Source organism: Arthrobacter sp. 3Tela_A (assembly GCF_049311025.1).
Lineage (GTDB): Bacteria > Actinomycetota > Actinomycetes > Actinomycetales > Micrococcaceae > Arthrobacter_B.
This window is the reverse complement of record NZ_JAXIOM010000014.1, coordinates 39,389-62,722: the sequence shown is the minus strand read 5'-3', so window position 1 is coordinate 62,722 and position 23,334 is coordinate 39,389. Positions and strand designations below refer to the sequence as shown.

The window sequence follows — 23,334 nt, the reverse complement described above, 5'->3', positions numbered from 1 at the left end:
GGGGGGGGCGGGGCGCCCCCCCCCCCCCACTCCCCGGAACTGCACCAATACTTTTATTACGGGAGGACTGGAGTCCAAATGGCGAACTACACCGCTGCTGATATCAAGGCTCTGCGCGAGCGCACCGGCGCCGGCATGATGGATGTGAAGAAAGCTCTCGACGAGGCCAACGGCGACGCCGACAAGGCCATGGAGCTCATCCGCATCAAGGGCCTGAAGGGCGCCACCAAGCGCGAAGGCCGTTCCACCGCCGAAGGCCTGGTTGCTGCCAAGGTCATCGACGGCACCGTCGGCGTGATGATCGAACTGAACTGCGAGACTGACTTTGTTGCCAAGTCCGCCAAGTTCATCGAACTCGCAGACCGCGTCCTGGCCGCAGCTGTGGAGTCCGGCGCCGCTGACGCCGAGACCCTCCTGGCTTACGACGTCGACGGCAAGCCGCTGTCCGAGGTTGTTGTCGAAGAAGGCGCAATCCTGGGCGAAAAGGTTGTTGTCCGCCGCGTAGCACGCGTCGAGGGCAAGACCGTTGATGCCTACCTGCACAAGACCTCCAAGGATCTGCCTGCACAGGTTGGCGTTCTGTTCGCCGTTGACGGCGAAGGTGACGCAGCCTTCACCGCAGCCCACGACGTCGCAGTCCACACCGCTGCTTACGCTCCCACCTACCTGACCCGCGATGAAGTTCCCGCGGACATCGTGGAGAACGAGCGCCGCATCGCTGACGAGACCGCACGCGCCGAAGGCAAGCCGGAAGCTGCACTGCCGAAGATCGTCGAAGGCCGCCTGACCGGCTTCTTCAAGGAGATCGTGCTGCTCGACCAGCCGTTCGCCAAGGATGCCAAGAAGACCGTCGCCACCGTTCTGAACGAAGCCGGCGTCAAGCCGACCGCTTTCGCCCGTTTCCGCGTCGGAGCCTAAGGCACCGAAACGGCGCGCACGCACAGCGGACGCGAAATGATGGCATAGAGGGGGGTGGGCCCCCCACCGGGGCCCCCCCACGCCGCGGCCCCCACCCCTTTTGCCTGTCCAAATCCCCTTATTACCCTTGAATCAGCTGACAAGTTCACGCACCAGCATTGCCCCGGGAGGCATCATGGACCACGCCCTGACAGAAACCGACACTCCGCGCCGCCGCGTGCTGCTCAAGCTTTCAGGTGAGGTGTTCGGCGGCGGGAAACTGGGCGTCGATCCGGAGACCGTACGCTCCGTGGCCAAGCAGATCGCCGCAACCGTCGGTGAAGTAGAGACCGCGATCGTGGTGGGCGGCGGCAACTTCTTCCGCGGCGCAGAGCTTTCCCAGAGCGGCATGGACCGCTCCCGCGCCGACTACATGGGCATGCTGGGCACAGTCATGAACTGCCTTGCCCTGCAGGACTTCCTGGAGCAGGCAGGCGTGGAGACCCGCGTGCAGAGCGCCATCACCATGGGCCAGGTCGCCGAGGCCTACATCCCGCGGCGCGCTATCCGCCACCTTGAAAAGGGCCGGGTCGTCATCTTCGGTGCAGGCGCCGGCCTGCCGTACTTCTCCACGGATACCGTTGCTGCCCAGCGCGCCCTGGAAGTGCACGCTGACGAAGTGCTGATGGCCAAGTCCGGCGTGGACGGTGTCTACACCGCAGACCCGAACAAGGACCCCAGCGCCAAGCGGCTGGAAACCCTGACTTACGACGACGCCCTCCGCCAGGACATCCGGGTCATGGACCAGACGGCCATGACCATGTGCAAGGACAACGACCTCTCCATGGTGGTCTTCGGCATGGAGGGTGAAGGCAACGTCACCCGGGCCATCCGGGGCGAGAAAATCGGCACCGTCGTCTCGAACTAGAGAATCCTTCCGGCGCGGCTTCCGTTCCGGCATCCGCAGCGGCATCGCCGCAGGTGCCGGCGCGGGAGCCGCGCGGGTTAGGATGGTAGAAGAGCCCAATTACGCCGCTGCACGGTATGTACTGCAAGTATTTCCGGCACTGGCATTTCCCTGCAATGAGGAGACACCGTGATCGAAGAGACCTTGAAAGAGGCAGCCGACAAGATGGACAAGGCTGTGGAGGTTGCCAAGGAGGACTTCTCGACCATCCGCACCGGCCGCGCCAACCCCGCACTCTTCTCCAGAGTCCTGGTGGACTACTACGGTTCCCCGACGCAGCTGCAGCAGCTGGCCTCCTTCGCAACCCCGGACGCCCGCACCCTGCTCATCACCCCGTACGACGTCACCGCGCTGCGCGCCATTGAGCGTGCCCTGAGCGACTCCGAAGTTGGTGCCAACCCGTCCAACGACGGCAAGGTCATCCGCGTGATTATGCCGGAACTGACCCAGGACCGCCGCAAGGAATACGTGAAGATCGTGCGCGGCAAAGGTGAAGACGCCAAGGTCTCCGTGCGCAACATCCGCCGCAAGGCGAAGGACGCCCTGGACCGGCTGGTCAAGGACGGAGAAATCGGCGAGGACGACGGCAACCGGGCCGAGAAGGACCTCGACGCACTGACCAAGGCTCACACCGACTCCATTGATGAGCTGCTTAAGCGCAAGGAAGCCGAGCTGCTCGAGGTCTGATGAACCAATCCCAGCCTTCCACCCAGGCTGGCGGCACCCCGTCTCCTGAGGCAGACCCGGCAGCGAAGGGCGCGGACATGAGTGTTCCCGGCGGCCGCAGGGGCCGCGGCTCGGCTGCCCGCACCCGCAAACCGCGCAAGCCCTCCAAAGCAGGACGGAACCTGCCCGCGGCCATCGCCGTCGGCGTCGTCCTGCTGGGAGCGCTGCTGGTCGGCCTGCTGTTTTCCCCGGTGGCGATCGCAGTGATCGCCGCCGGTTTCTCGGCCGTCGGTGTCTGGGAAGTCTCCCGCGCGCTGGAGGTACGCGGCATCAAGGTGCCGCACGTTCCAGTGCTCGTGGGGGCTGTCGCGGTACCGCTGGCCGCCTACTTCGGTGGCACTGAGGCGCTGGCCATGGCACTGGCCGGCACCGGCCTGGCGATTCTGCTCTGGCGGACCATCGACACGGCGCAGGACGCAATGCGCAGCATTCTTGCCGGCGTATTCGTGGTCCTGTGGATCCCGTTCCTGCTCAGTTTCGCGCTGCTGCTGCTCCGCGAACCCGAAGGGCAGACCCGTGTCGCCGTCCTGCTGCTGCTGGTGGTCTCCAACGACACGTTCGGTTATTTGGTGGGCGCCCTTTTCGGCAAGCACCCGATGGCGCCGAAGATCAGCCCCAAGAAATCCTGGGAGGGTTTCGGCGGTTCCGCCGCCGGCGCCACGGTGATCGGCATCCTCTCGGCCGTGTTCTTCCTGGACCAGCCCTGGTGGTTTGGTCTGGTGCTGGCCGTGGCCACGGTTGCCGCGGCTACGGCAGGCGACTTCTCCGAATCCATGATCAAGCGTGAGCTCGGCGTGAAGGACATGTCCAACCTGCTTCCCGGCCACGGCGGCGTCATGGACCGCCTGGACTCGGTGGTCTTCGCCGCGCCGGTGGTCTTCCTGCTCTCCGTGCTGCTGGTTCCGGGCGCAATGTAGCGTTCCCCGGGGAGTCCTGCCGGGTCCCGGGCCGGCGAACACGTAAGATATTTTCGACGGTCCCGCATCCCGTGGCGGAAGAAGACTTGACACCAAAGGATTAGCTGAACATGAACGATGCGCGGCAGGCCAGTGCCCCCTTTGAGCGTGTGAGCCGCAGGGAGTACGGCTACAACGTCCGCCAGGTCGATGACTTCCTGACCAAGGCCCGGAACTACTACAACTCTGAGACACCGGGAGCAAAGGTCATCACCAGCCGCCACGTCCGTTCCATGGCATTCGATCCGGCCAAGGGAGGCTACGAGGCCCAGGCCGTCGACGCGGCCCTGGACCGGCTGGAGGATGTCTTCGCCCAGCGTGAGCGCGACCGCCTGATCCAGGAGAAGGGCGAAGAAGCCTGGCTGCTGCAGATCGGCCGCACCTCCGCCGTCCTGCGCGCCCGTCTGCACCGCAAGCCGGGGGAGCGGTTCCGCCGCCCCACGAAGAATCGTGCCCACAGCTACAACGTCCGGGACGTCGATGCGCTGTGCAACGAGCTGCTGGGCTACTTTGAGCACGACCGGCCGCTGAGCGTCGACGTCGTCCGCCGGGCGGTGTTCCGCGAAGCCAAGGGCGACGCCGGCTACGAGGAGACGCAGGTTGATGCGTTCCTGGACCGCGTCGTCGAGCTGATGGCCGCGATCGACTAGATCTCTTTCATCGAAAGGCCAGTTACGGCTCCTACCAGCGCTGGTAATAGCCGTAACTGGCCTTTCGGCGTTAAGTCAGGGGCGGAGGGTGCGCTCGGGGGTGTGCAGACGGGCCAGGAAACGGCCGGTGCCGGCCGGAACAGTTCCGGGGCCGCGCAGCGATACCAGCACCGTGACCGCGAAGGCCGCCGGAACGGTCCACGCCGCCGGCTGCTCCAGCCAGACCGGCACAGTGGTTCCGCCGACGGAAATCACCCCGGCGGCGATGATTGCCCCGCCGCAGAGCACGGCTCCGGTGAGCATCCCCGACACCGCGCCCGCAGCAGTCAGGCGGCGCCACCAGATACCCATCAGCAGCAGCGGGCACAGCGTGGAGGCAGTAAATGCGAACACCATGCCCACACTGCCGGCCAGTGCCTGGGTGTTCGTCAGCAGCGCCAGGCCCAGCGGCACGGCACCGGCCAGCAGGGTGGCGGTACGGAACCCGCGGATGCTGCCGCGGAAAAACTCCTGGCTGATCACCCCGGCCAGGGACACGATCAGGCCGCTGGAGGTGGAGAGGAATGCGGCGAAGGCCCCGGCAGTGACAAAGGCCGCGAGCAGGTCGCCGAGCGCGCCGTCGAACACCTGCGCCGGCAGCAGCAGCACCGTCGCATCGGCATTGCCCTGGCCCGCGAGCTCCGGCAGGTATGTCCGGCCGAGAATGCCGTAGAGCGTGGGGAAAACGTAAAAGATGGACAGCAGCCCCAGCACAATCAAGGTGGTGCGCCGCGCTGAAACCCCGTCCGGGTTGGTGTAAAAGCGCACCAGGACGTGGGGCAGGCCCAGGGTTCCGCACAGCAGCGCAATGCTCAGCGAAACGTTGCGGTACACCGAATCCGCCACGGCGGCGTCGGCCCCGAAATCGAAGGCGGCGCCGTCGTTGGTCCAGGACACACCGTCCGCTCCCAGCCGGAAGAGAATAAACAGCACCGGAACCGCCAGTGCCACAAGCTTGAGCCAGTACTGGAATGCCTGCACAAAGGTAATCGAGCGCATTCCGCCGCTGAGCACACTCAGACAGACAATAACGACGACGGCGGCAGACCCTGCCCAGCCCGGCAGCCCGGTGGTGAGGCCCACGGTCAGGGCAGCGCCGTGCAGCTGCGGCACGATGTAGAGCCAGCCGACGGCCACCACCAGCAGGCTGGTAACCCTGCGTGCCGGAAGCGAATCCAGCCGTGCCCGGGCAAAATCCGGAACCGTGTAGGCCCCTGACCGGCGCAGTGGTGCCGCGACGAAGAGCAGCAGCATCAGGTATCCGGCTGTGTAGCCAATCGGGAACCAGAGGGCATCAGCCCCGGAAACCAGGACCAGTCCGGCCACCCCCAGGAAACTGGCGGCGGAGAGATATTCACCGCCAATTGCCGAGGCATTCCACCACGGCTTCACCGTGCGGGAAGCGACGTAGAAATCCCCGGTAGTGCGTGAGATCCGCAGCCCGTAGGCGCCGATGAGCAGCGTCGCCGCGGTCACGGCGGCCAGCGCGGCGTAACCCACTCCCGGGCTGACTTCCCAGTTCACTTACCTGCTACCCCTCATCCAGAAGGTCCTGGAAGCGCTTCTCGTTCCGGTTGGCGCTGCGTACGTAGAGCGCCCCGCTGATGATCACCAGCGGGTAGACCCCAAATCCAAGCAGGACCCACGGGACCGGAATGCCGAACAGCTCCAGGGCGCCAATCTGCGGGTAGGCAGCCAGCAGCAGCGGGACGCCCAGGAGGATCAGACCAAATCCGCCTGCCACCACCAGGGCCAGGCGCAGCTGGGAACGGATCAGGGAGGAGAGGAACACTTCGCCCACCTCTGACTGCTCATCCAGTTCCCGGGCCACCGGAAATGCCGGCGGCACGGCACCGGGGCGCGGGGGTGCGGTGACACGGACACGCTGCGGGCGGTTTTCCCCATTCATGCCGTGGGCCGGACCCGTCCGGAAGCCAGGGTGCTGCGCACGGTGGGCAGGTGCCGGCGGCTGACCGGAAGTTCCTCGGCGCCGATCCGGATGCTGGCCCGGCCGGCGCTCAGGCGCACCTGCGTGATTTGGCTGCGGGCTACGAGGTAGGAGCGGTGGATCCGCAGGAACCCGGCGTCAGCCCACTGGGCCTCCAGTTCCGCGAGCGGGATCCGGACCAGGTAGCTGGTGTCGGCGGTGTGCAGGCGGGCGTAGTCACCCTGCGCCTGCACATAGCGGATGTCCTCCCGGCGGATCATGCGGGTTGTGGCGCCCTGCACCACGGTAACCACGTCGCCCTCGCTGTCCATCCCGGGGCCGGCCAGTGCGTCGCTGATCCGGCGCACGGATTCGTTGAGCCGTTCCTGCCGGACCGGCTTGAGCAGATAGTCCAGGGCAGCCAGTTCAAAGGCGGCCAGGGCGTGGTCCTCATCGGCAGTGACAAAAACGACGGCGGGCGGGCGCTCCTTGCGCGCCAGAGCCCGGGCTATGTCCAGCCCGGAGAGAGCCGGCATGTGAATGTCCAGAAACACGGCGTCGACGTCCGAATTCTCGATGGCGTGCAGTGCCTGGGCGCCGCTCGAGGCGCGCAGCACGGTGCCGATGCGGGCATCCCTGCCCAGCAGGAATGCCAGCTCTTCGACGGCCGGAGCTTCGTCGTCGGCCACCACCACGGTCAGCAGCTTTGCGGATTTCGGCATGGAAGACAGACTACTTCCTTTACGTCTGGTGACCCGGCTGCGACTTGGGGATCCGCATGGTGATCAGCATGCCGGCCCCCTCCGCGGTGTCGATGACAAGCCCGTGGGCGTCGCCGTAAACCTGGCGCAGCCGCAGGTCCACGTTGCGCAGGCCTACGTGGTCGCCGTCGACATGCCCGGCGAGCAGATCCTCCAGTTTCTTCGGGTCCATGCCCACCCCGTTGTCCTCCACCGTGATTTCCGCCAGGGCCCCGGCGTCGCGCGCGGAAATGGTGATGTGACCTTCGCCGTCGTTTGAATCCAGGCCGTGCCGCACCGAGTTCTCCACCAGCGGCTGCAGGGACAGGAACGGGATCACGGTGCCCAGGACCTCCGGGCTGATCTGCAGGCTGACCTTGAGCCGTTCGCCAAAACGTGCCCGTTCCAGCAGCAGGTAGCGGTCGATTGACTGCAGCTCCTCCGCCAGGGTGGTGAAGTCCCCGTGCCGGCGGAAGGAATACCGGGTGAAGTCAGCGAACTCCACCACCAGCTCGCGGGCCCGCTGCGGATCGGTATTGATGTAGGAGGCAATCGCGTTCAGCGAGTTGTAGATGAAGTGCGGGCTGATCTGCGCCCGGAGCGCCTTCACCTCTGCCTCCATCAACAGCGCCCGGGAGGTGTCCAGCTCCGCCAGTTCCACCTGCGCAGCAACCCAGTCAGCGACGTCGTTCGTGGCCCGGATCAGCCCGGCGCTGATCGACGGCGCAAATACTCCCAGCGTGCCTGCAGCCTGGGAATTGACCCGCAGCGGACAGATCAGCAGCTCCCCGCCGTCCTGCAGTCCCAGCGCACGCAGCGCCGGGCCGCGGAAAACCTTGGTCCGGCCGCTTTCCAGGACTCCACGGGCTGCCAGCAGGATCCGTTCCCGCCGCATCGCGTTGTCTGCCAGGGTTCCCTCCCAGGCGAGTACCGCCGCAGTGTCCGTCATCAGCAGCGTTTCGCAGCGCAGCAGCCCCCGCAGGTGCCGGCTGGCACGGGACGCCCCCGCCGGCGTCAGCCCGGACCGAAGGTGGCGGGAGGCGAGCGACGCGGTGTGCAGCGTGGCATAGGCCGCGCGTTCGGCGTCGGAACCCAGATCACGCTGGGAGCGGCTGAGCCGGTAGCCCAAAGCAGCCACTGCTGCGAGCGTCAAAACAGCAACGGCGCAGACCAGAGCGACTTCGACGGCAGCGGGCATGGAACCCAGAGTACCGACTCGGGGGAGCGCCCGAAGGCACCAAACATGCCGTTTGGCGCACGGATTGCCCCGTTCACCGACGCAGGGGCGCGATAAGTGGCACCAGATGCGTCCGCATTGGAAAAGTGATCCCCATCACAGCCGGCGTGCTGGCGGCCCGGGTTCCCGATGGACCTGCGGTTTTTAGGCCGTACCGCCGCACGTGCCCCTACCCAAGGAGGAGAGATGGCTGAACACCAGCCACAATCACACCCCGAAAGCGAGGCGCCGGTCGACTTCCGGGAAGTCCAGCGGTCGCCGCAGTTCCAGGAGCTGCGCAAACGCCAGCGCAGCTTCATCTTTCCCATGGCCGTGGTCTTTCTCGTCTGGTACTTCGCCTACGTGCTGCTCGCTGACTACGCGCACGACTTCATGTCCACCCCGGTCATCGGCAACATCAACATCGGTCTGATCCTGGGCCTGCTGCAGTTCGTCAGCACCTTCGGCATCACCATGTGGTACGTCAGCTACGCCAACCGCCGCCTCGATCCGATCGCCTCCGAGCTGCGCGGCGAGCTGGAGGCCAAGGGCGTGTCCCTTCCCGAGGAGACCAAATGAACACCCTCTACGTCCCCGCCGCCGTCACCGCCGACGCCGTCCGGGAAACCGGCTGGCTGAACATGCTGATCTTCGGCCTGTTCGTAGCCGTCACCCTTGTGGTGGTGCTCCGCGCCAGCCGCAACAACAAGACCGCTGCCGACTACTACGCCGCCGGTCGTTCCTTTACCGGCCCGCAGAACGGCACCGCCATTGCCGGCGACTACCTTTCCGCGGCCTCCTTCCTCGGCATCGTCGGCGCCATCGCCATCAACGGCTATGACGGCTTCCTGTACTCCATCGGCTTCCTGGTGGCCTGGCTCGTGGCACTGCTGCTCGTGGCCGAAATGCTGCGCAACACCGGTAAGTTCACCATGGCCGATGTGCTCTCCTTCCGGCTCAAGCAGCGTCCGGTCCGCATTGCCGCGGCCACCACCACGCTGGCTGTCTGCTTCTTCTACCTGCTGGCCCAGATGGCCGGTGCCGGCGGACTCGTTTCGCTGCTCATGGGCATCGACTCCAAGATCGGCCAGTCCCTGGTCATCACCGTCGTCGGCGGCCTCATGATCATCTACGTACTGGTCGGCGGCATGAAGGGCACCACCTGGGTGCAGATCATCAAGGCCTGCCTGCTGATCGCCGGCGCCGGCGTCATGACCGTGTGGGTCCTGGCAATCAACGGCTTCAACCTCTCCGAGCTGCTTGGCTCCGCCGTCGAGATGTCCGGCAACGCCGCGATCCTCGATCCGGGACTGCAGTACGGCAAGTCTGAAACCTCCAAGCTCGACTTCGTGTCCCTGGGCCTGGCCCTGGTGCTTGGCACCGCGGCCCTGCCGCACGTGCTGATGCGCTTCTACACGGTTCCCACCGCCAAGGAAGCCCGCCGCTCCGTGGTCTGGGCTATCTGGCTGATTGGCCTGTTCTACCTGTTCACCCTGGTCCTCGGCTACGGCGCCGCGGCCCTGATTGAGCGGGAGACCATCATGGGAGCTCCGGGCGGCGTGAACTCCGCGGCTCCGCTGCTGGCGTTCGCCCTGGGCGGTCCGGTCCTGCTGGGACTGATTGCCGCCGTCGCGTTCGCCACCATCCTTGCTGTTGTGGCCGGCCTGACGATCACCGCGGCTGCGTCCTTCGCCCACGACATCTACGCCAACGTTGTCCGCAAAGGCAAGGTGGACGCCGACGGCGAGGTGAAGGTGGCACGCCGGACCGTGCTGGTGATTGGTGTGGTGTCGATCCTGGGCGGCATCGGTGCCCAGGGCCAGAACGTGGCCTTCCTGGTCGCCCTGGCCTTCGCCGTCGCGGCCAGTGCCAACCTGCCCACGATCATCTACTCGCTCTACTGGCGGCGCTTCAACACCCGCGGCGCTGTCTGGAGCATGTATGGCGGCCTGGGCTCGGCCATCCTGCTGATCATCTTCTCGCCGGTTGTTTCCGGTGCTGAAACCTCGATGATCACTGGAGCCGATTTCGCGATCTTCCCGCTGAACAACCCGGGACTGGTCTCGATTCCGCTGGCGTTCTTCCTGGGCTTCCTGGGAACGGTCACCAGCAAGGACAACGAGTCCCCGGAGAAGCAGGCGGAAATGGAAGTCCGTTCGCTCACCGGTGTTGGAGCAGAAAAGGCAGTGGACCACTAGGTTCACCGCACGGTAAAAAGGGCGCCTCCCTGGACGGGGGAGGCGCCCTTTTCCGTGCCAGGGTGCTGGTGTGGGACGTGGGTCCGGAGGTGTTTAGGGGCGTGGCGGCTGTCCATGGGCAAGCGGGGCCTGGCAGGCGGTGCCGTCCCGGCCGGACCGGCAGTATCTTGTGGGGAGATAACGCTGTTTAGGAGTCGGGCCCAGCATCTTGTGGGGAGATAACGCTGTTCTGGCTGCCGGAAAGGGACGTTAACTGCCCACAGGATGTACGGAGTCGGCGCTAAGGGACGTTAACTGCCCACAGGATGTACGGAGTCGGCGCTAAGGGACGTTAACTGCCCACAGGATGTACGGAGTCGGCGCTAAGGGACGTTATCTCCCCACAGGATGGCTGGATGCTGGTGGCAGTGCAGCATGGGGGATGGGCGACGCCGCGACGGTCCGCCTGCGGGCCCGGAAGCAGGCTATTCGGTGCCGGCAGGTCCACGGTCGAGCAGGGGAGCGACCCGGTAGGGGATCAGCTCACCCATTGCCAGGGTGGTATCGGAGCGCTCGACGCCGGGCACGGCGAGGATGGCCTTGTTGACCCGGAACAGATCCTCGGCGTCGACCGCCACAATGCGCAGCAGCAAGTCAGCGGCGCCGGTCAGCCCGTGCGCCTCGATCACCTCCGGCACAGCGGAAAGATCGGCGGTGATCTCCGCCAGGCGCGGCTGCTGCACATGCACATGCACAAAGGCCATCAGCGGATAGCCCAGCGCCACCGGATTGATGCGCCGCTCAAAGGAGAGGAACGCGCCTTTCTTCTCCATCCGGGACAACCTGGCCTGCACGGTGTTGCGCGAGATCCCCAGACGCTGTGCCAGAGCAACCACCGTCCGGCGCGGATCGGTGGCCATGGCCCGCAGGACGCGGAAATCGGTGCTGTCCAGAATCTGCATAGTGCGCAACGCTAGCACGGCCCAAAACGTCGATGTAGGGCAGGATGCCCAACCGAAGCGGGTGCAGTTGTGCCGCCTGCTTCATGTGAGTAGGGTCACATCTATCTGGGCAAAGGCGCCCGGCATCAGGTTCGGACCCCACCATCCCCGGGGCCCCAACACGGAAGGATGCGTATCAAAGTGTCCCTGCATATCCCGGTAGACCATCCCGAAAACACCGGGACGGAACCGAATGACCCCTATGTCCAGCTCATCCGTCCCGACGGGTCCCGCGTTGACGACGCGTTCTACGGCCGCTGGGTCCAGGATGTCGACGCCGAGACCCTGCGCGGCCTGTACCGGGACATGGTCCTGGTCCGGCGGATCGACACGGAGGCAACCTCCCTGCAGCGCCAGGGCGAACTGGGGCTCTGGCCCCCGCTCCTGGGCCAGGAGGCAGCCCAGATCGGCTCGGCCCGCGCACTGCGCCCGTCCGACTTCGTCTTCAGCAGCTACCGCGAGAACGCCGTCGCCTGGTGCCGCGGAGTCGGCTTCGCGGACCTCATGCGCGTCTGGCGCGGCAACGCCGCAGGCGGCTGGGATCCCTACTCGGTGAACATGGCTCCCACCCAGGTGATCATTGGTGCGCAGGCCCTGCACGCCGCCGGGTACGCCATGGGCATTGCCCAGGACGGTGCGGACGACGCCGCGATCAGCTACTTCGGCGACGGCGCCACCAGCCAGGGCGATGTCAATGAAGCCATGGTGTTCGCGGCGAGCTTTCAGGCACCGGTGATCTTCTTCTGCCAGAACAACCAGTGGGCAATTTCCGAGCCGGTAGGGCTCCAGGCCGCCGTCCCGCTGGCCAACCGCGCCCCGGGGTTCGGCATCCCGTCCATCCGGGTGGACGGCAACGACGTGCTGGCAGTACTGGCAGCCACCCGGGAAGCCCTGGACCGCGCCCGCACCGGCGGCGGCCCCACCTTCATTGAAGCCGTCACCTACCGGATGGGCCCGCACACCACCGCCGATGACCCCACCCGCTACCGCGACGCCGCAGAGCTTGAGGACTGGCGCCGCCGGGACCCGGTCAGCCGGCTCGGAGCGCTCCTGCAAAACGAAGGGGAAGCTGATGACTCTTTCCTCGCGTCCGTGGAGGCCGACGCCGATACCCTCGCCGCCGCGCTCCGCGACGCCTGCCTGACCCTTCCGGACCCCGGCCCGGAAGACGTCTTTGCGCATGTCTACGCAGAACCGAACAGCTGGCTGGACCGGCAGCAGGAGCACTACACGGCTTACCTGGCCATGATGGACGGGCCTGCGGAAGGAGCCACCCGATGAGCAGCATGACCTTCGGCCGCGCAATCACGGCCGGACTGAACGACGCCCTGGCCCAGGACCCCAAGGTGGTGCTGATGGGAGAGGACATCGGCAAGCTCGGCGGAGTCTTCCGGATCACCGACGGGCTGCAGGCCGAGTTCGGCCCCAAGCGGGTGATGGACACCCCGCTGGCCGAATCCGGCATTGTGGGCACCGCCGTCGGCCTGGCCTACCGCGGCTACCGGCCGGTGGTGGAGATCCAGTTCGACGGGTTTATCTACCCCGCCTTCGACCAGATCGTGTCCCAGGTTGCCAAGATGCACTACCGGACCCGCGGAGCGGTGAAACTCCCGCTGACCATCCGGGTGCCCTTCGGCGGCGGAATCGGTTCGCCGGAACACCACTCCGAGTCTCCGGAAGCGTACTTCACGCACACCTCCGGCCTGCGGGTGGTCAGTGTGTCCAACCCCCAGGACGCCTACACGATGATCCGCCAGGCCATTGCCTGTGATGACCCGGTGCTCTATTTCGAACCCAAGCGGCGCTACCACACCAAGGGTGAGGTCCAGCGGACCCTCGACGACGCCCTGCCGATGGGGTCGGCCCGCGTGGCAGCTGCCGGAACCGACGTCACCCTGGTGGCCTACGGGCCGCTGGTGATGACTGCCCTGGACGCAGCCACCGCGGCGGGGGACGAAGGCATCTCCGTGGAAGTGATCGACCTGCGGTCGCTGGCACCGGTGGATTACGCAGCGGTGGAAGCCTCCGTGCGCAAGACCGGCCGGCTGGTTATCACCCATGAAGCAGCACAGTCCGGCGGGCTCGGCGCAGAAATCGCCGCCAGCATCACCGAACGCTGCTTCGACTTCCTGGAGCACGCCCCGGTCCGCGTGACCGGCTTTGATATCCCGTACCCGCCCGCCCGGCTGGAGAAGCACCACCTCCCGGACCTGGACCGGATCCTGGACGGGGTGGACCGGGTCATGCGCCGGTCCAACTCCCTGGAGCAGGCAGCCGTGCTGGAAGGAGCCGGCCGATGATCCGCGAATTCCGGCTCCCGGATCTGGGCGAAGGACTGACTGAATCCGAAATCCTCTCCTGGCGGGTCGCCGAGGGCCAGGCGGTGACGCTGAACCAGGTCATCGCCGATGTCGAAACCGCCAAGGCAGTGGTTGAACTGCCGTCTCCGTTCGAAGGTGTGGTGGCCCGGCTGCACGAGGCCGAAGGCACCGTCGTGGAAGTCGGCTCACCGATCATCAGCTTCGATGTTCCGGACGCAGCTGGTGTGCCCGTTCCGGCAGCGCCGGCGGCCGAAGACGGCGCCCAGCGTCGGCAGCCGACCCTGGTGGGATACGGCGCGGAACCGGACAAGGGGGGACGGCCGGCGCGCCGGCCCCGCCGCGGGTTCGCAGGTGTTCCGGTATCCGCAGCTGCCGCGCCGCCTGCACCAACGCCGGTTCCGGCGGCCGCTGTGCCGGACGTGCCCGCTGTGCCGGACGTGCCCACCGCTCCGGAGGCGCCCGCTGAGCCAAAGGCGCCCATGCTGCAGGACGCTCCGGTCCGGGAACGCCCGCGCTCCACGCCGCCGGTTCGCAAACTCGCCCGTGACCTCGGCATTGACCTGGCTGCGCTGGACGGCACCGGGCCGCAGGGCAGGATCGTGCGCCACGACGTGGAGGCCGCACTGCTGCGCTCTTCCAGCGGGCCTGCCGGAGCACCCCAGGATGTTCAGCCGGTAGTGGCGGACGCACCGCACCTGGGCCAGGGCCGGGAGGAGCGGATTCCGATCGCGGGAATCCGGAAGCACACCGCGGCTGCCATGGTGGCCAGTGCCTTCACGGCGCCGCACGCCACGGTCTTCCTCACCGTGGACGTCACGTCCTCCATGAACCTGCTGGAGAAGCTGCGCAGCCGCAAAGAGTACGACGGCGTCCGGCTGACGCCGCTGGTCCTGGCCGCGAAAGCCGTCTGTCTGGCCCTGCGGCGGCACCCTGAGCTGAATGCACGCTGGGATGAAGCGGCCCGGGAGATCATCCGCTACCGCTACGTGAACCTGGGCATCGCCGCGGCCACTCCGCGGGGATTGATGGTTCCGAACATCAAGGATGCGCAGGATCTTGGCCTGCGCGAGCTTGCCCTGGCGATTTCCGATCTTGCCGGCACCGCGCGGGACGGGCGGACACCGCCGGCAGCCCTGAGCGGAGGCACCGTCTCCATCTCCAATGTGGGTGTGTTCGGAGTGGATGCCGGAACCCCCATCCTCAACCCGGGGGAGGCTGCAATCCTGGCCCTGGGCGCGGTGCGGAAACAGCCGTGGGAGCACGAAGGCGGCATCGCCCTCCGCCAGGTTACGACCCTGAGCCTTTCCTTCGACCACCGGCTGGTGGACGGGGCTGAAGGCGCCGCATTTTTGCGCGACATCGGCGACGTGCTCGCCGAGCCCGCGATGGTCCTGGCGATGGACTGAGGCACCACCGCCGTTAAAGGGCAGCAGGGCCCCTTTCCCGCCGTCCGCGGGTAAGGGGCCCTGCTGCAGTTACGAAGTGCGGCTAGGCCAGCTCGAGTTCGAGCTCGCGCACCACGGCACCGCGGGCGTTGGCAAAGGTCTGTGCCTCACCGATGACCTTGAACCCGTAGCGCTCCAGGATGCGGATGGAGCTCACATTGTCAGCCACGGCGCGCGCCCGAATGGGGCGCTCAGGGAACTCTTCGAGGAAAAGGCCCACGGCCGCCGTCGTAATTCCCTGTCCCCAGCGCGAACGGTCGATCCAGTAGCTGATCTCCGGAATACTGCCGTCGCGGTAGGCGAGGATGGAGCCAACTACGTCGCCGTCGGCAACGATAGTGCGTACGGTGATGCCCGAGTCGCTGAGGATCTGCTGCCAGTGGAGGTCAAAGACACCCCGGTCCGAGGGATTCTTGGCGGCAAAGGCAGCCATATGGTTGGCGCCCGGGTCCAGCTGATGGCTGAAGAACTCATCAACGTCGCCCGGTTCTACGGCACGAAGCTCAATCACAGCAGGTCTTTCTGCTCGGGGGTTTTTCTTAGCCTACTAGGCATTCAGTGCTGCCCACGCCATGCGTTCGAGCAGCGACCGCAGTTTGACGGTCTCGCGGGCAGTGGTTTTGCTCGTCAGGGTGTGGGAAGTGGAGTTGATCAGCCCAAAGACCGCCTGTGCACGGTGGCGCAGCAGCGGCAGCTCGGAATTCGGGTGCAGTGCCGAAATGGCATCCACCCAGACCTCCACGTACTGGCGCTGAAGCTGGCGGACCGTGCGCTCGTCGTCTTCGGGAAGGCTGGCGAGGTCCCGGTCCTGGACCCGGATGACGTTGGGCTGGCGCAGGGCGAAGTCCACTTGGAACTCGATCAGCCCGCTGAGGGCCACCTCAGCCGTGTCAGATTCGGCGACGACGGCGATCCCGCCTTCCAGCAGGTCCTTGCTGACCCCGATCAGGAGGGCGGAAAGTACGGCGGACTTGCCGCTGAAGTGCCGGTACACCGCCGGCCCGCTTACCCCGGCGGCTGCGCCAAGCTCCTCGATGGAGACACCGTTGTAGCCCTTCTCTGCGAAAAGAGCCGCCGCTGCGTCCAGCATCGCCGCACGCCGGGAGGCTTTGGCGGCACTCCTGCCGGTAACTGTGCGCGGTGTGCTCGTCGTGGAGTCCATGCCTGCCTTTCCGGAGTTCTTCTTGGCAACCCTTCCATTGTGGTGGACAGGTCAGTTAATAGCCACTAACCTAATTTGAGTTAGCGGGCATTAACTGACGTCGGTGATCCGGCGCAGCCGCCATAGCCGCTCAACCAAAGGAAGTCGATGGAGACCCTTGCCACAGCGCTGGACCCGGCATCCGCGCAATACGCCGCCAACGAGGCAGCCCAGCGGGTGCTCGCAGAGGAACTGCGCAAACGCCTCGCTGAAACAGCCCAGGGCGGCCCACCCCGCTCCCGGGAGCGGCACACCGCCCGCGGAAAGCTGCTCCCGCGGGAGAGGATCGAGGCCCTGCTCGACGACGGCAGCCCGTTCCTGGAGATCGCACCGCTGGCCGCGAACGGCATGTACGGCGATGAATCCCCGGCTGCCGGACTGATCGCCGGTATTGGCCTGGTCCACGGACGCCACGTCATGGTGCTCTCCAACGACGCGACGGTCAAAGGCGGTACCTACTACCCCATGACGGTGAAGAAGCACCTGCGGGCCCAGGAGATTGCGCTGGAGAACCGGCTCCCCTGTATTTACCTGGTGGACTCCGGTGGAGCGTTCCTGCCGCTGCAGGACGAAGTTTTTCCGGACCGGGAGCACTTTGGCCGGATTTTCTACAACCAGGCGCGCATGTCCGCGGCAAAGATCCCGCAGATCGCGGCCGTGCTGGGCTCCTGCACCGCCGGCGGCGCCTACGTCCCGGCCATGAGTGACGAGACAGTCATTGTCCGCAACCAGGGCACCATTTTCCTGGGCGGGCCGCCGCTGGTGAAGGCTGCCATCGGCGAGGTCGTGACCGCTGAGGAACTGGGCGGCGGCGAACTGCACTCACGCACCTCCGGGGTTACCGACCACCTTGCCGAAAACGACGCGCACGCCCTGGAAATTGTCCGGGACATTGCGGATACATTCCCCGAGCCGCTGCGTGCGTGGGAGCCGGTGCCGGCCATGGAACCGGCAGTGGACCCGGAAGAGCTCTACGCAGCAGTTCCGGCGGACCTGCAGACGCCGTATGACGTCCGGGAGGTCATTGCACGGATCACCGACGGCAGCGAATTCCACGAATTCAAGAAGGAGTACGGCACCACCCTGGTTACCGGCTTCGCCCGACTGCACGGACACCGCGTGGGCATCGTGGCGAACAACGGCGTGCTGTTCAGCGAATCCGCGCAGAAGGGCGCGCACTTCATTGAACTGTGCGACCAGCGCGGCATTCCACTGATCTTCCTGCAGAACATTTCCGGGTTTATGGTCGGGCGCGACTATGAGGCCGGCGGAATCGCCCGGCACGGCGCCAAGATGGTCACGGCCGTCGCCACCTGCCGGGTGCCCAAGCTGACCGTGGTGATCGGTGGATCCTTCGGCGCCGGGAACTACTCCATGTGCGGGCGGGCCTACTCGCCGCGCTTCCTGTGGATGTGGCCTGCCGCGCGGATCTCCGTGATGGGCGGAAACCAGGCCGCCGCCGTCCTGGCCACCGTGCGCCGCGACGGGCTCGAAGCCCGGGGCGAGGAATGGAGCACGGAGGACGAAGCAGCCTTCCGCGAACCCATCCGGCAGGACTACGAGTCGCAGGGCAGCCCCTACTACTCCACGGCCCGGCTCTGGGATGACGGGATCATCGATCCCCGGGACACCCGCACCGTGCTGGGCCTGGCCCTGGACGTCTGCGCCAACGCCCCGCTTCCCGAAACTTCCTTCGGCCTCTTCCGGATGTGAGCGAATGACTATGACGACTGTTCTGGTGGCCAACCGCGGCGAAATAGCCTGCCGCGTGATCCGCACCCTGAAACGCCTGGGACTTCGGAGCGTAGCTGTGTACAGCGACGACGACGCCGGCGCCCGGCACGTGCGCGAAGCTGACACGGCACTGCGGCTGGGGCCGGCGGACCCGCGGCGGAGCTACCTCGACGCCGACGCCGTGCTTGCTGCCTGCCTGGCCTCCGGCGCGCAGGCAGTGCACCCGGGCTACGGGTTCCTCAGCGAAAACGCCTCCTTCGCCCGCCTGCTGGGAGAACACGGCATTGCCTTCATCGGTCCCGGCATAAAGGCGCTGGAACTGATGGGGGACAAGATCCAGTCCAAGAACCATGTGGCCGGCTACGGGGTGCCGGTGATCCCCGGCATCGCCGAACCCGGACTGAGCGACGCAGACCTGACGGCGGCAGCAGAAGGCGTGGGGTACCCGCTGCTGATCAAACCTTCCGCCGGCGGCGGCGGCAAGGGAATGCAGGTTGTCACGGATCCCGCCGGCCTGCCCGGTGCCCTCGCCTCCGCCCGGCGGGTGGCGGCGTCGGCCTTTGGCGACGACACCCTGTTCCTGGAGCGGCTGGTCTCTGCGCCGCGGCACATCGAGGTCCAGGTCCTCGCGGACAGCCACGGAAACGTCATTCACCTGGGCGAACGTGAATGTTCCCTGCAGCGCCGGCACCAGAAGGTCATCGAGGAAGCGCCGTCGGTCCTGCTCGACGCCGCTACCCGGGAACGGATCGGCGCCGCAGCCTGCGAGGCCGCACGCTCCGTGGACTACACCGGAGCAGGGACCGTCGAGTTCCTGGTCTCCGGCGAAGCACCCGATGAGTTCTTCTTTATGGAAATGAACACCCGCCTGCAGGTGGAGCATCCCGTGACTGAAATGGTCACCGGCATCGACCTGGTGGAATGGCAGGTCCGGATCGCCGCCGGCGAAGCGCTGGACTTCTCCCAGGACGAAGTGCGGCTGCACGGCCATGCCGTGGAAGCACGGGTCTACGCCGAAGATCCGGCCGGCGGGTTCCTGCCCACCGCCGGCCGCGTGGAGATCCTGCAGGAAGCTGAAGGGGACGGAATCCGCACGGACTCCGGCCTGCTGGCCGGACAGAAGGTCTCCTCCAGCTACGATCCGATGCTGGCAAAGGTCATTGCGTGGGGTGCGGACCGCCGGCAGGCGCTGCAGCGGCTGGACACCGCACTGGCAGAGACCGTGATCCTTGGCATCGGCACCAACATTGAGTACCTCCGCCTCCTGCTGGCAGATCCTGCCGTGCAGGCCGGGGAACTGGACACCACGCTGATTGAGCGGCGCCTGCCTGAACTTGCCTTCCAGGAACCCGGGGACCCGGAGCTCGCCGCCGCTGCACTGCTGCGGCTCGCAGCGCTGCAGGGACAGCTGCCCGGACAGCGGGGAACCGGCGCGGCGAACCCGCCGCCGTGGGGCAGGGCAGACGGCTGGCGGATCGGCGGACGCCGACCGCTGACCGTAACCGTTGACGCCGCCGGCACCGCCCGCTCCGTGGAAGTCCTGGGCACGCCGCAGCAAGCCCGGGTGAGCATAGCCGGCAGGGACGCCGGCACCGCCGGCCTGGACGTCGACGGAAGCCGGCTGCGGCTGGTGCTGAACGGCGTCGTGCATTCCCTGCACTTCTGCGTTACCGAAGCAGACGCTGCAGTGCCGGTGCTCTGGACCTCCAGGGACGGGTACACCGCGGCGCTGGAACTGCCCGGCCGCCGGGAAACGCTGCGCCGCGCGCTTGCTGCAGCCGGACGAACCGAAGGAGCAGCGGATCCGGTGCTGCGCTCGCCGATGCCCGGCACCGTGGTGACCGTGGCGGCAGCGGACGGAGACACCGTCGAGGCAGGCCAGGTGCTGCTCGGTGTGGAAGCCATGAAGATGGAGCACCAGCTCACCGCCCCCGTCGCCGGACGAGTATCGATCACCCTCCGGCCGGGGGACCTGGTCAAGGCCGGCCAGGTCCTGGCCACAGTCGTTCCCCGAGAAACAGATCCCGGAACCCCAACCCAAGGAGCAGGCAATGCCGAGCTTTGAACTCAGTGAAGAACACCAGGTCCTTTCGGACACCGTCCGGGAATTCGCCGAGGAAGTCGTTGCCCCGGTAGCCGCCCAGCACGACGCCGAACACTCCTTCCCCTACAAAGTGGTGGAACAAATGGGGGAGATGGGCCTGTTCGGCCTGCCCTTCCCGGAGGAATACGGCGGAATGGGCGGAGACTACTTTGCCCTCGCCCTGGCCTTGGAGCAGCTGGCACGGGTGGACCAGTCCGTGGCCATCACCCTGGAAGCCGGCGTCTCCCTTGGCGCCATGCCGATCTACCGGTTCGGCACCGAAGAGCAGAAGCAGCGCTGGCTGCCGCCGCTGGCGCAGGGTGCTGCGCTCGCAGGATTCGGCCTGACCGAGAGCGAGGCAGGCTCCGATGCCGGCGGCACCCGGACCACCGCCCGGCTTGAGGACGGGCAGTGGGTGATCAACGGCAGCAAGGAATTCATCACCAACTCCGGCACTGACATCACCTCGCTGGTGACGGTCACCGCCGTCACGGGTACCACGCAGAACCCGGACGGCAGCGTGCGCAAGCAGATCTCCACCATCATTGTTCCCTCCGGGACCCCCGGCTTCACCGTGGAGAAGGCCTACAACAAGGTGGGCTGGAACGCTTCGGACACACATCCGCTGACTCTTGCCGACGCCCGCGTGCCGCAGGAGAACCTGCTGGGTGCCGAAGGCCGCGGCTTCGCGAACTTCCTGCAGATCCTGGACGAAGGCCGCATCGCGATTGCTGCGCTGGCTACCGGTGCTGCGCAGGGCTGCGTGGACGAGGCACTGCGCTACGCCAACGAGCGAACCGCGTTCGGCACAACGATCGGCAGCAACCAGTCCATCGCCTTCAAGATTGCCCGGATGCAGACCCGTGCGCACAACGCCCGGCTTGCCTACTACGACGCCGCGGCGCGGATGCTGGCCGGGAAGCCGTTCAAGGTCCAGGCCGCCATGGCAAAGCTCGTGGCCGGAGAAGCTGCGATGGACAACGCGAGGGATGCAACCCAGGTCTTTGGCGGCTACGGTTTCATCAACGAATTCCCGGTGGCGCGGCATTACCGGGACTCGAAGATCCTGGAAATCGGGGAAGGTACCACCGAAGTCCAGCTCATGCTCATTGCCCGCGAACTGGGGCTTTAGGGCGGAACAGGGTTAGTCAACGGCGATTAACGAACGGACACCACCATGATTGACAAGACAGTGGCCACGGCCGAAGAAGCTGTGGCAGACATCCCCAGCGGAGCCTCCCTGGCCGTAGGCGGGTTCGGGCTCTGCGGTATCCCGGAAGTGCTCATCTCCGCCCTGCATGCCCAGGGCGCGGATGAACTCGAAACGGTCTCCAACAACTGCGGCGTGGATGACTGGGGACTCGGGCTGCTGCTGGCCGACCACCGTATCCGCCGCACCGTCAGCTCCTACGTGGGGGAGAACAAGGAGTTCGCCCGCCAGTTCCTCGCCGGCGAACTCGAAGTGGTCCTCACCCCGCAGGGAACCCTGGCGGAGAAGCTGCGTGCCGGCGGTGCCGGCATCCCGGCCTTTTATACGGCATCAGGTGTTGGAACGCAGGTCAGTGAGGGCGGACTGCCGCAGAAGTACGACGCCGAGGGCACAGTGGCGAAGGCATCGGAACCAAAGGAGGTGCGCAGCTTCGGCGGCCGGGATTTTGTGCTGGAAGAATCCCTCACCCCCGACTACGCACTCGTCCACGCCTGGAAGGGCGACCGGCACGGAAACCTGGTGTTCCATGCCTCCGCCATGAACTTCAATCCGCTCTGTGCCATGGCCGGCGGAATCACCATTGCCGAGGTGGAGGAACTCGTGGAGCCCGGGGAACTTGATCCCGGGGAAGTCCACGTTCCGGGCATTTTCGTCCAGCGGGTGGTGCATACCGGCCCGGGGGAGAAGCGCATCGAGAAGCGGACCGTCGCGGCACAGAACCCGGTTCGCGGGACCAGCAGCACCGGAGCCAAGGAGGCAATGTAATGGCACTGACCCGCAGCGAACTGGCTGCCCGTGTGGCCCGGGAACTTCAAAACGGCGAGTACGTGAACCTGGGTATCGGCATGCCCACCCTGATCCCGAACTTCATTCCCGAAGGCGTGGAAGTGGTGCTGCACTCGGAAAACGGGATTCTCGGCGTCGGCCCCTATCCGGAAGAAGCGGCACTGGACCCGGACCTGATCAACGCCGGCAAGGAAACCGTCACGGTCAACCGCGGGGCAGCGTTCTTCGACTCTGCGCAGTCCTTTGGCATGATCCGCGGAGGCCACGTGGACGTGGCGGTGCTGGGCGCCATGGAAGTGGCGGCGAACGGGGACCTGGCCAACTGGATGATTCCCGGAAAGATGGTCAAGGGCATGGGCGGAGCCATGGACCTGGTCTTCGGTGCCAAGCGCGTGATCGTGATGATGGAGCATGTGGACCGCGCCGGCCGGCCGAAGATCCTCCAGGAGTGCTCCCTTCCGCTGACCGGCCGGGGCTGCGTGAACCTGATCGTCACGGACCTGGCAGTGATCGAGGTGGGACCGGAGGGCCTGGTCCTGCGCGAAACCGCTCCCGGCGTTCCCATCGAGGACGTGGTGGCCGCCACCGGAGCGCCGCTGGAGGTGGCCCTTGGTGTCTGAGGCAACCGGCGGAACCGCTTCCGGGGAAACCGCCGCGGGCAGGGTGGTGGTGCAGCGCGGACTCTTCTTTGACGAACTCGAGCCGGGAACGGTGTACGCGCACCGGCCCGGCCGCACCCTTACCGTGGCGGACAACGTGCTGTTCAGCACCCTGACCATGAACACCCAGCCGCTGCACCTGGACGCTGCCTACAGCGCCGGCCAGCCCTACGGACAGCGGCTGGTCAACTCAATGCTGACGCTGGCGGTGATGGTGGGCCAGTCGGTCAGCCAGCTGACCCAGGGAACCCTGGTGGCCCAGCTGGGCCTGACCGACATCGAGTTTCCACATCCGCTCTTCCACGGAGACACCCTCTATTCCCAGACACGGGTAGCCGCCAAGCGGCTCTCCGGATCCCGGCCGGGGCAGGGGATCGTCACACTGGAGCACACCGGCCACAACCAGGACGGCACCGTCGTGGCCACGTTCTCCCGAACTGCGCTGATGTGGACCTCCGGGGGTTTTCCGCCCGCGGGTAACGCCGGGTAACCGGCTGCACCGGCCCGGTACCGCCGGGCTACGGTTGAATCCAGCGACGAACACCTGAGCGGAACTGCTGCTCCCGTTTCCCGGTTCTGCAGGACATAATCGAACACTT

Annotated in this window: 23 protein-coding genes; 16 read left to right on the top strand and 7 right to left on the bottom strand. The window is 66.4% G+C overall.

The window, feature by feature from the left end; genetic code table 11:
• The first annotated feature begins 78 nt into the window (after positions 1-78).
• From tsf to TVC13_RS06590, 5 genes are all read left to right on the top strand, one after another.
• A complete protein-coding gene (gene tsf / locus TVC13_RS06610) occupies positions 79-918 on the top strand; it encodes a translation elongation factor Ts (protein WP_422400431.1) in 840 nt (279 codons plus the stop codon).
• Positions 919-1,093: 175 nt separating this feature from the next.
• Positions 1,094-1,825, top strand: a complete 732-nt coding sequence (pyrH, locus tag TVC13_RS06605; RefSeq protein ID WP_422400430.1) for a UMP kinase — start codon at positions 1,094-1,096, stop codon at positions 1,823-1,825.
• Positions 1,826-1,993: 168 nt separating this feature from the next.
• Positions 1,994-2,551, top strand: a complete 558-nt coding sequence (frr, locus tag TVC13_RS06600) for a ribosome recycling factor (RefSeq protein WP_055240405.1) — start codon at positions 1,994-1,996, stop codon at positions 2,549-2,551.
• Positions 2,551-3,507: a phosphatidate cytidylyltransferase gene (locus TVC13_RS06595; protein WP_422400429.1), complete on the top strand. Its 957-nt coding sequence runs from the start codon at positions 2,551-2,553 to the stop codon at positions 3,505-3,507. The genes frr and TVC13_RS06595 overlap by 1 nt, the downstream gene beginning before the upstream one ends.
• 110 nt (positions 3,508-3,617) lie before the next feature.
• On the top strand, positions 3,618-4,196 hold the full coding sequence (locus tag TVC13_RS06590; protein ID WP_422400428.1) for a DivIVA domain-containing protein: 579 nt from the start codon (positions 3,618-3,620) through the stop codon (positions 4,194-4,196).
• 75 nt (positions 4,197-4,271) lie between these two features.
• Here TVC13_RS06590 and TVC13_RS06585 read toward each other — a convergent pair whose 3' ends face one another.
• The 4 genes from TVC13_RS06585 to TVC13_RS06570 are packed head-to-tail and all read right to left on the bottom strand — an operon-like array spanning position 4,272 to position 8,100.
• Positions 4,272-5,759 carry a cation acetate symporter gene (locus tag TVC13_RS06585; RefSeq protein WP_422400427.1) on the bottom strand — a complete coding sequence of 496 codons (1,488 nt, stop codon included), beginning with the start codon at positions 5,757-5,759 and terminating at the stop codon, positions 4,272-4,274.
• A 7-nt stretch (positions 5,760-5,766) separates the two neighbouring features.
• A complete protein-coding gene (locus TVC13_RS06580; protein WP_422400426.1) occupies positions 5,767-6,144 on the bottom strand; it encodes a hypothetical protein in 378 nt (125 codons plus the stop codon).
• The gene (locus TVC13_RS06575) at positions 6,141-6,866 is read right to left on the bottom strand and encodes a LytR/AlgR family response regulator transcription factor (protein ID WP_422400432.1); all 726 of its coding nucleotides are present in this window, start codon (positions 6,864-6,866) and stop codon (positions 6,141-6,143) included. The genes TVC13_RS06580 and TVC13_RS06575 overlap by 4 nt, the downstream gene beginning before the upstream one ends.
• 37 nt (positions 6,867-6,903) lie before the next feature.
• On the bottom strand, positions 6,904-8,100 hold the full coding sequence (locus TVC13_RS06570) for a sensor histidine kinase (protein ID WP_422400425.1): 1,197 nt from the start codon (positions 8,098-8,100) through the stop codon (positions 6,904-6,906).
• 225 nt (positions 8,101-8,325) lie between these two features.
• On the opposite strand from TVC13_RS06570, the gene TVC13_RS06565 reads away from it, so the two are divergent.
• Positions 8,326-8,697, top strand: coding sequence for a DUF485 domain-containing protein (locus TVC13_RS06565; RefSeq protein ID WP_422400424.1), 372 nt, complete (start codon positions 8,326-8,328; stop codon positions 8,695-8,697).
• Positions 8,694-10,316: a cation acetate symporter gene (locus tag TVC13_RS06560; protein WP_422400423.1), complete on the top strand. Its 1,623-nt coding sequence runs from the start codon at positions 8,694-8,696 to the stop codon at positions 10,314-10,316. Before TVC13_RS06565 ends, TVC13_RS06560 begins: the two co-directional genes overlap by 4 nt.
• 464 nt (positions 10,317-10,780) lie before the next feature.
• On the opposite strand, the gene TVC13_RS06555 is transcribed toward TVC13_RS06560, so the two are convergent.
• Entirely contained in the window at positions 10,781-11,257 is a 477-nt protein-coding gene (locus TVC13_RS06555; protein ID WP_422400422.1) for an Lrp/AsnC family transcriptional regulator, read from the bottom strand.
• Positions 11,258-11,425: 168 nt separating this feature from the next.
• Here TVC13_RS06555 and pdhA point away from each other — a divergent pair, with 168 nt between their 5' ends.
• The 3 genes from pdhA to TVC13_RS06540 are packed head-to-tail and all read left to right on the top strand — an operon-like array spanning position 11,426 to position 15,023.
• Positions 11,426-12,577 carry a pyruvate dehydrogenase (acetyl-transferring) E1 component subunit alpha gene (gene pdhA / locus TVC13_RS06550; protein WP_422400421.1) on the top strand — a complete coding sequence of 384 codons (1,152 nt, stop codon included), beginning with the start codon at positions 11,426-11,428 and terminating at the stop codon, positions 12,575-12,577.
• Entirely contained in the window at positions 12,574-13,596 is a 1,023-nt protein-coding gene (locus tag TVC13_RS06545) for an alpha-ketoacid dehydrogenase subunit beta (protein WP_422400420.1), read from the top strand. Before pdhA ends, TVC13_RS06545 begins: the two co-directional genes overlap by 4 nt.
• The gene (locus TVC13_RS06540) at positions 13,593-15,023 is read left to right on the top strand and encodes a dihydrolipoamide acetyltransferase family protein (protein ID WP_422400419.1); all 1,431 of its coding nucleotides are present in this window, start codon (positions 13,593-13,595) and stop codon (positions 15,021-15,023) included. The genes TVC13_RS06545 and TVC13_RS06540 overlap by 4 nt, the downstream gene beginning before the upstream one ends.
• An 82-nt stretch (positions 15,024-15,105) precedes the next feature.
• Here TVC13_RS06540 and TVC13_RS06535 read toward each other — a convergent pair whose 3' ends face one another.
• The gene (locus TVC13_RS06535; protein ID WP_422400418.1) at positions 15,106-15,573 is read right to left on the bottom strand and encodes a GNAT family N-acetyltransferase; all 468 of its coding nucleotides are present in this window, start codon (positions 15,571-15,573) and stop codon (positions 15,106-15,108) included.
• Between the two features lie 36 nt (positions 15,574-15,609).
• Positions 15,610-16,224 (bottom strand): TetR/AcrR family transcriptional regulator, encoded by a 615-nt coding sequence (locus TVC13_RS06530; RefSeq protein WP_422400417.1) that lies wholly within the window; start codon positions 16,222-16,224, stop codon positions 15,610-15,612.
• 147 nt (positions 16,225-16,371) lie between these two features.
• Here TVC13_RS06530 and TVC13_RS06525 point away from each other — a divergent pair, with 147 nt between their 5' ends.
• Genes TVC13_RS06525 through TVC13_RS06500 form a run of 6 tightly spaced genes read left to right on the top strand, consistent with a single transcriptional unit; the run spans position 16,372 to position 23,225 of the window.
• On the top strand, positions 16,372-17,976 hold the full coding sequence (locus TVC13_RS06525) for a carboxyl transferase domain-containing protein (RefSeq protein WP_422400416.1): 1,605 nt from the start codon (positions 16,372-16,374) through the stop codon (positions 17,974-17,976).
• 4 nt (positions 17,977-17,980) lie between these two features.
• Positions 17,981-20,062 (top strand): biotin carboxylase N-terminal domain-containing protein, encoded by a 2,082-nt coding sequence (locus TVC13_RS06520; RefSeq protein ID WP_422400415.1) that lies wholly within the window; start codon positions 17,981-17,983, stop codon positions 20,060-20,062.
• Entirely contained in the window at positions 20,049-21,212 is a 1,164-nt protein-coding gene (locus TVC13_RS06515) for an acyl-CoA dehydrogenase family protein (RefSeq protein ID WP_422400414.1), read from the top strand. Before TVC13_RS06520 ends, TVC13_RS06515 begins: the two co-directional genes overlap by 14 nt.
• Positions 21,213-21,257: 45 nt before the next feature.
• The gene (locus TVC13_RS06510; RefSeq protein WP_422400413.1) at positions 21,258-22,055 is read left to right on the top strand and encodes a CoA transferase subunit A; all 798 of its coding nucleotides are present in this window, start codon (positions 21,258-21,260) and stop codon (positions 22,053-22,055) included.
• Positions 22,055-22,696, top strand: coding sequence for a CoA transferase subunit B (locus tag TVC13_RS06505; RefSeq protein WP_422400412.1), 642 nt, complete (start codon positions 22,055-22,057; stop codon positions 22,694-22,696). The genes TVC13_RS06510 and TVC13_RS06505 overlap by 1 nt, the downstream gene beginning before the upstream one ends.
• A complete protein-coding gene (locus TVC13_RS06500) occupies positions 22,689-23,225 on the top strand; it encodes a MaoC family dehydratase (protein WP_422400411.1) in 537 nt (178 codons plus the stop codon). Before TVC13_RS06505 ends, TVC13_RS06500 begins: the two co-directional genes overlap by 8 nt.
• The last annotated feature ends 109 nt before the right edge of the window (positions 23,226-23,334 follow it).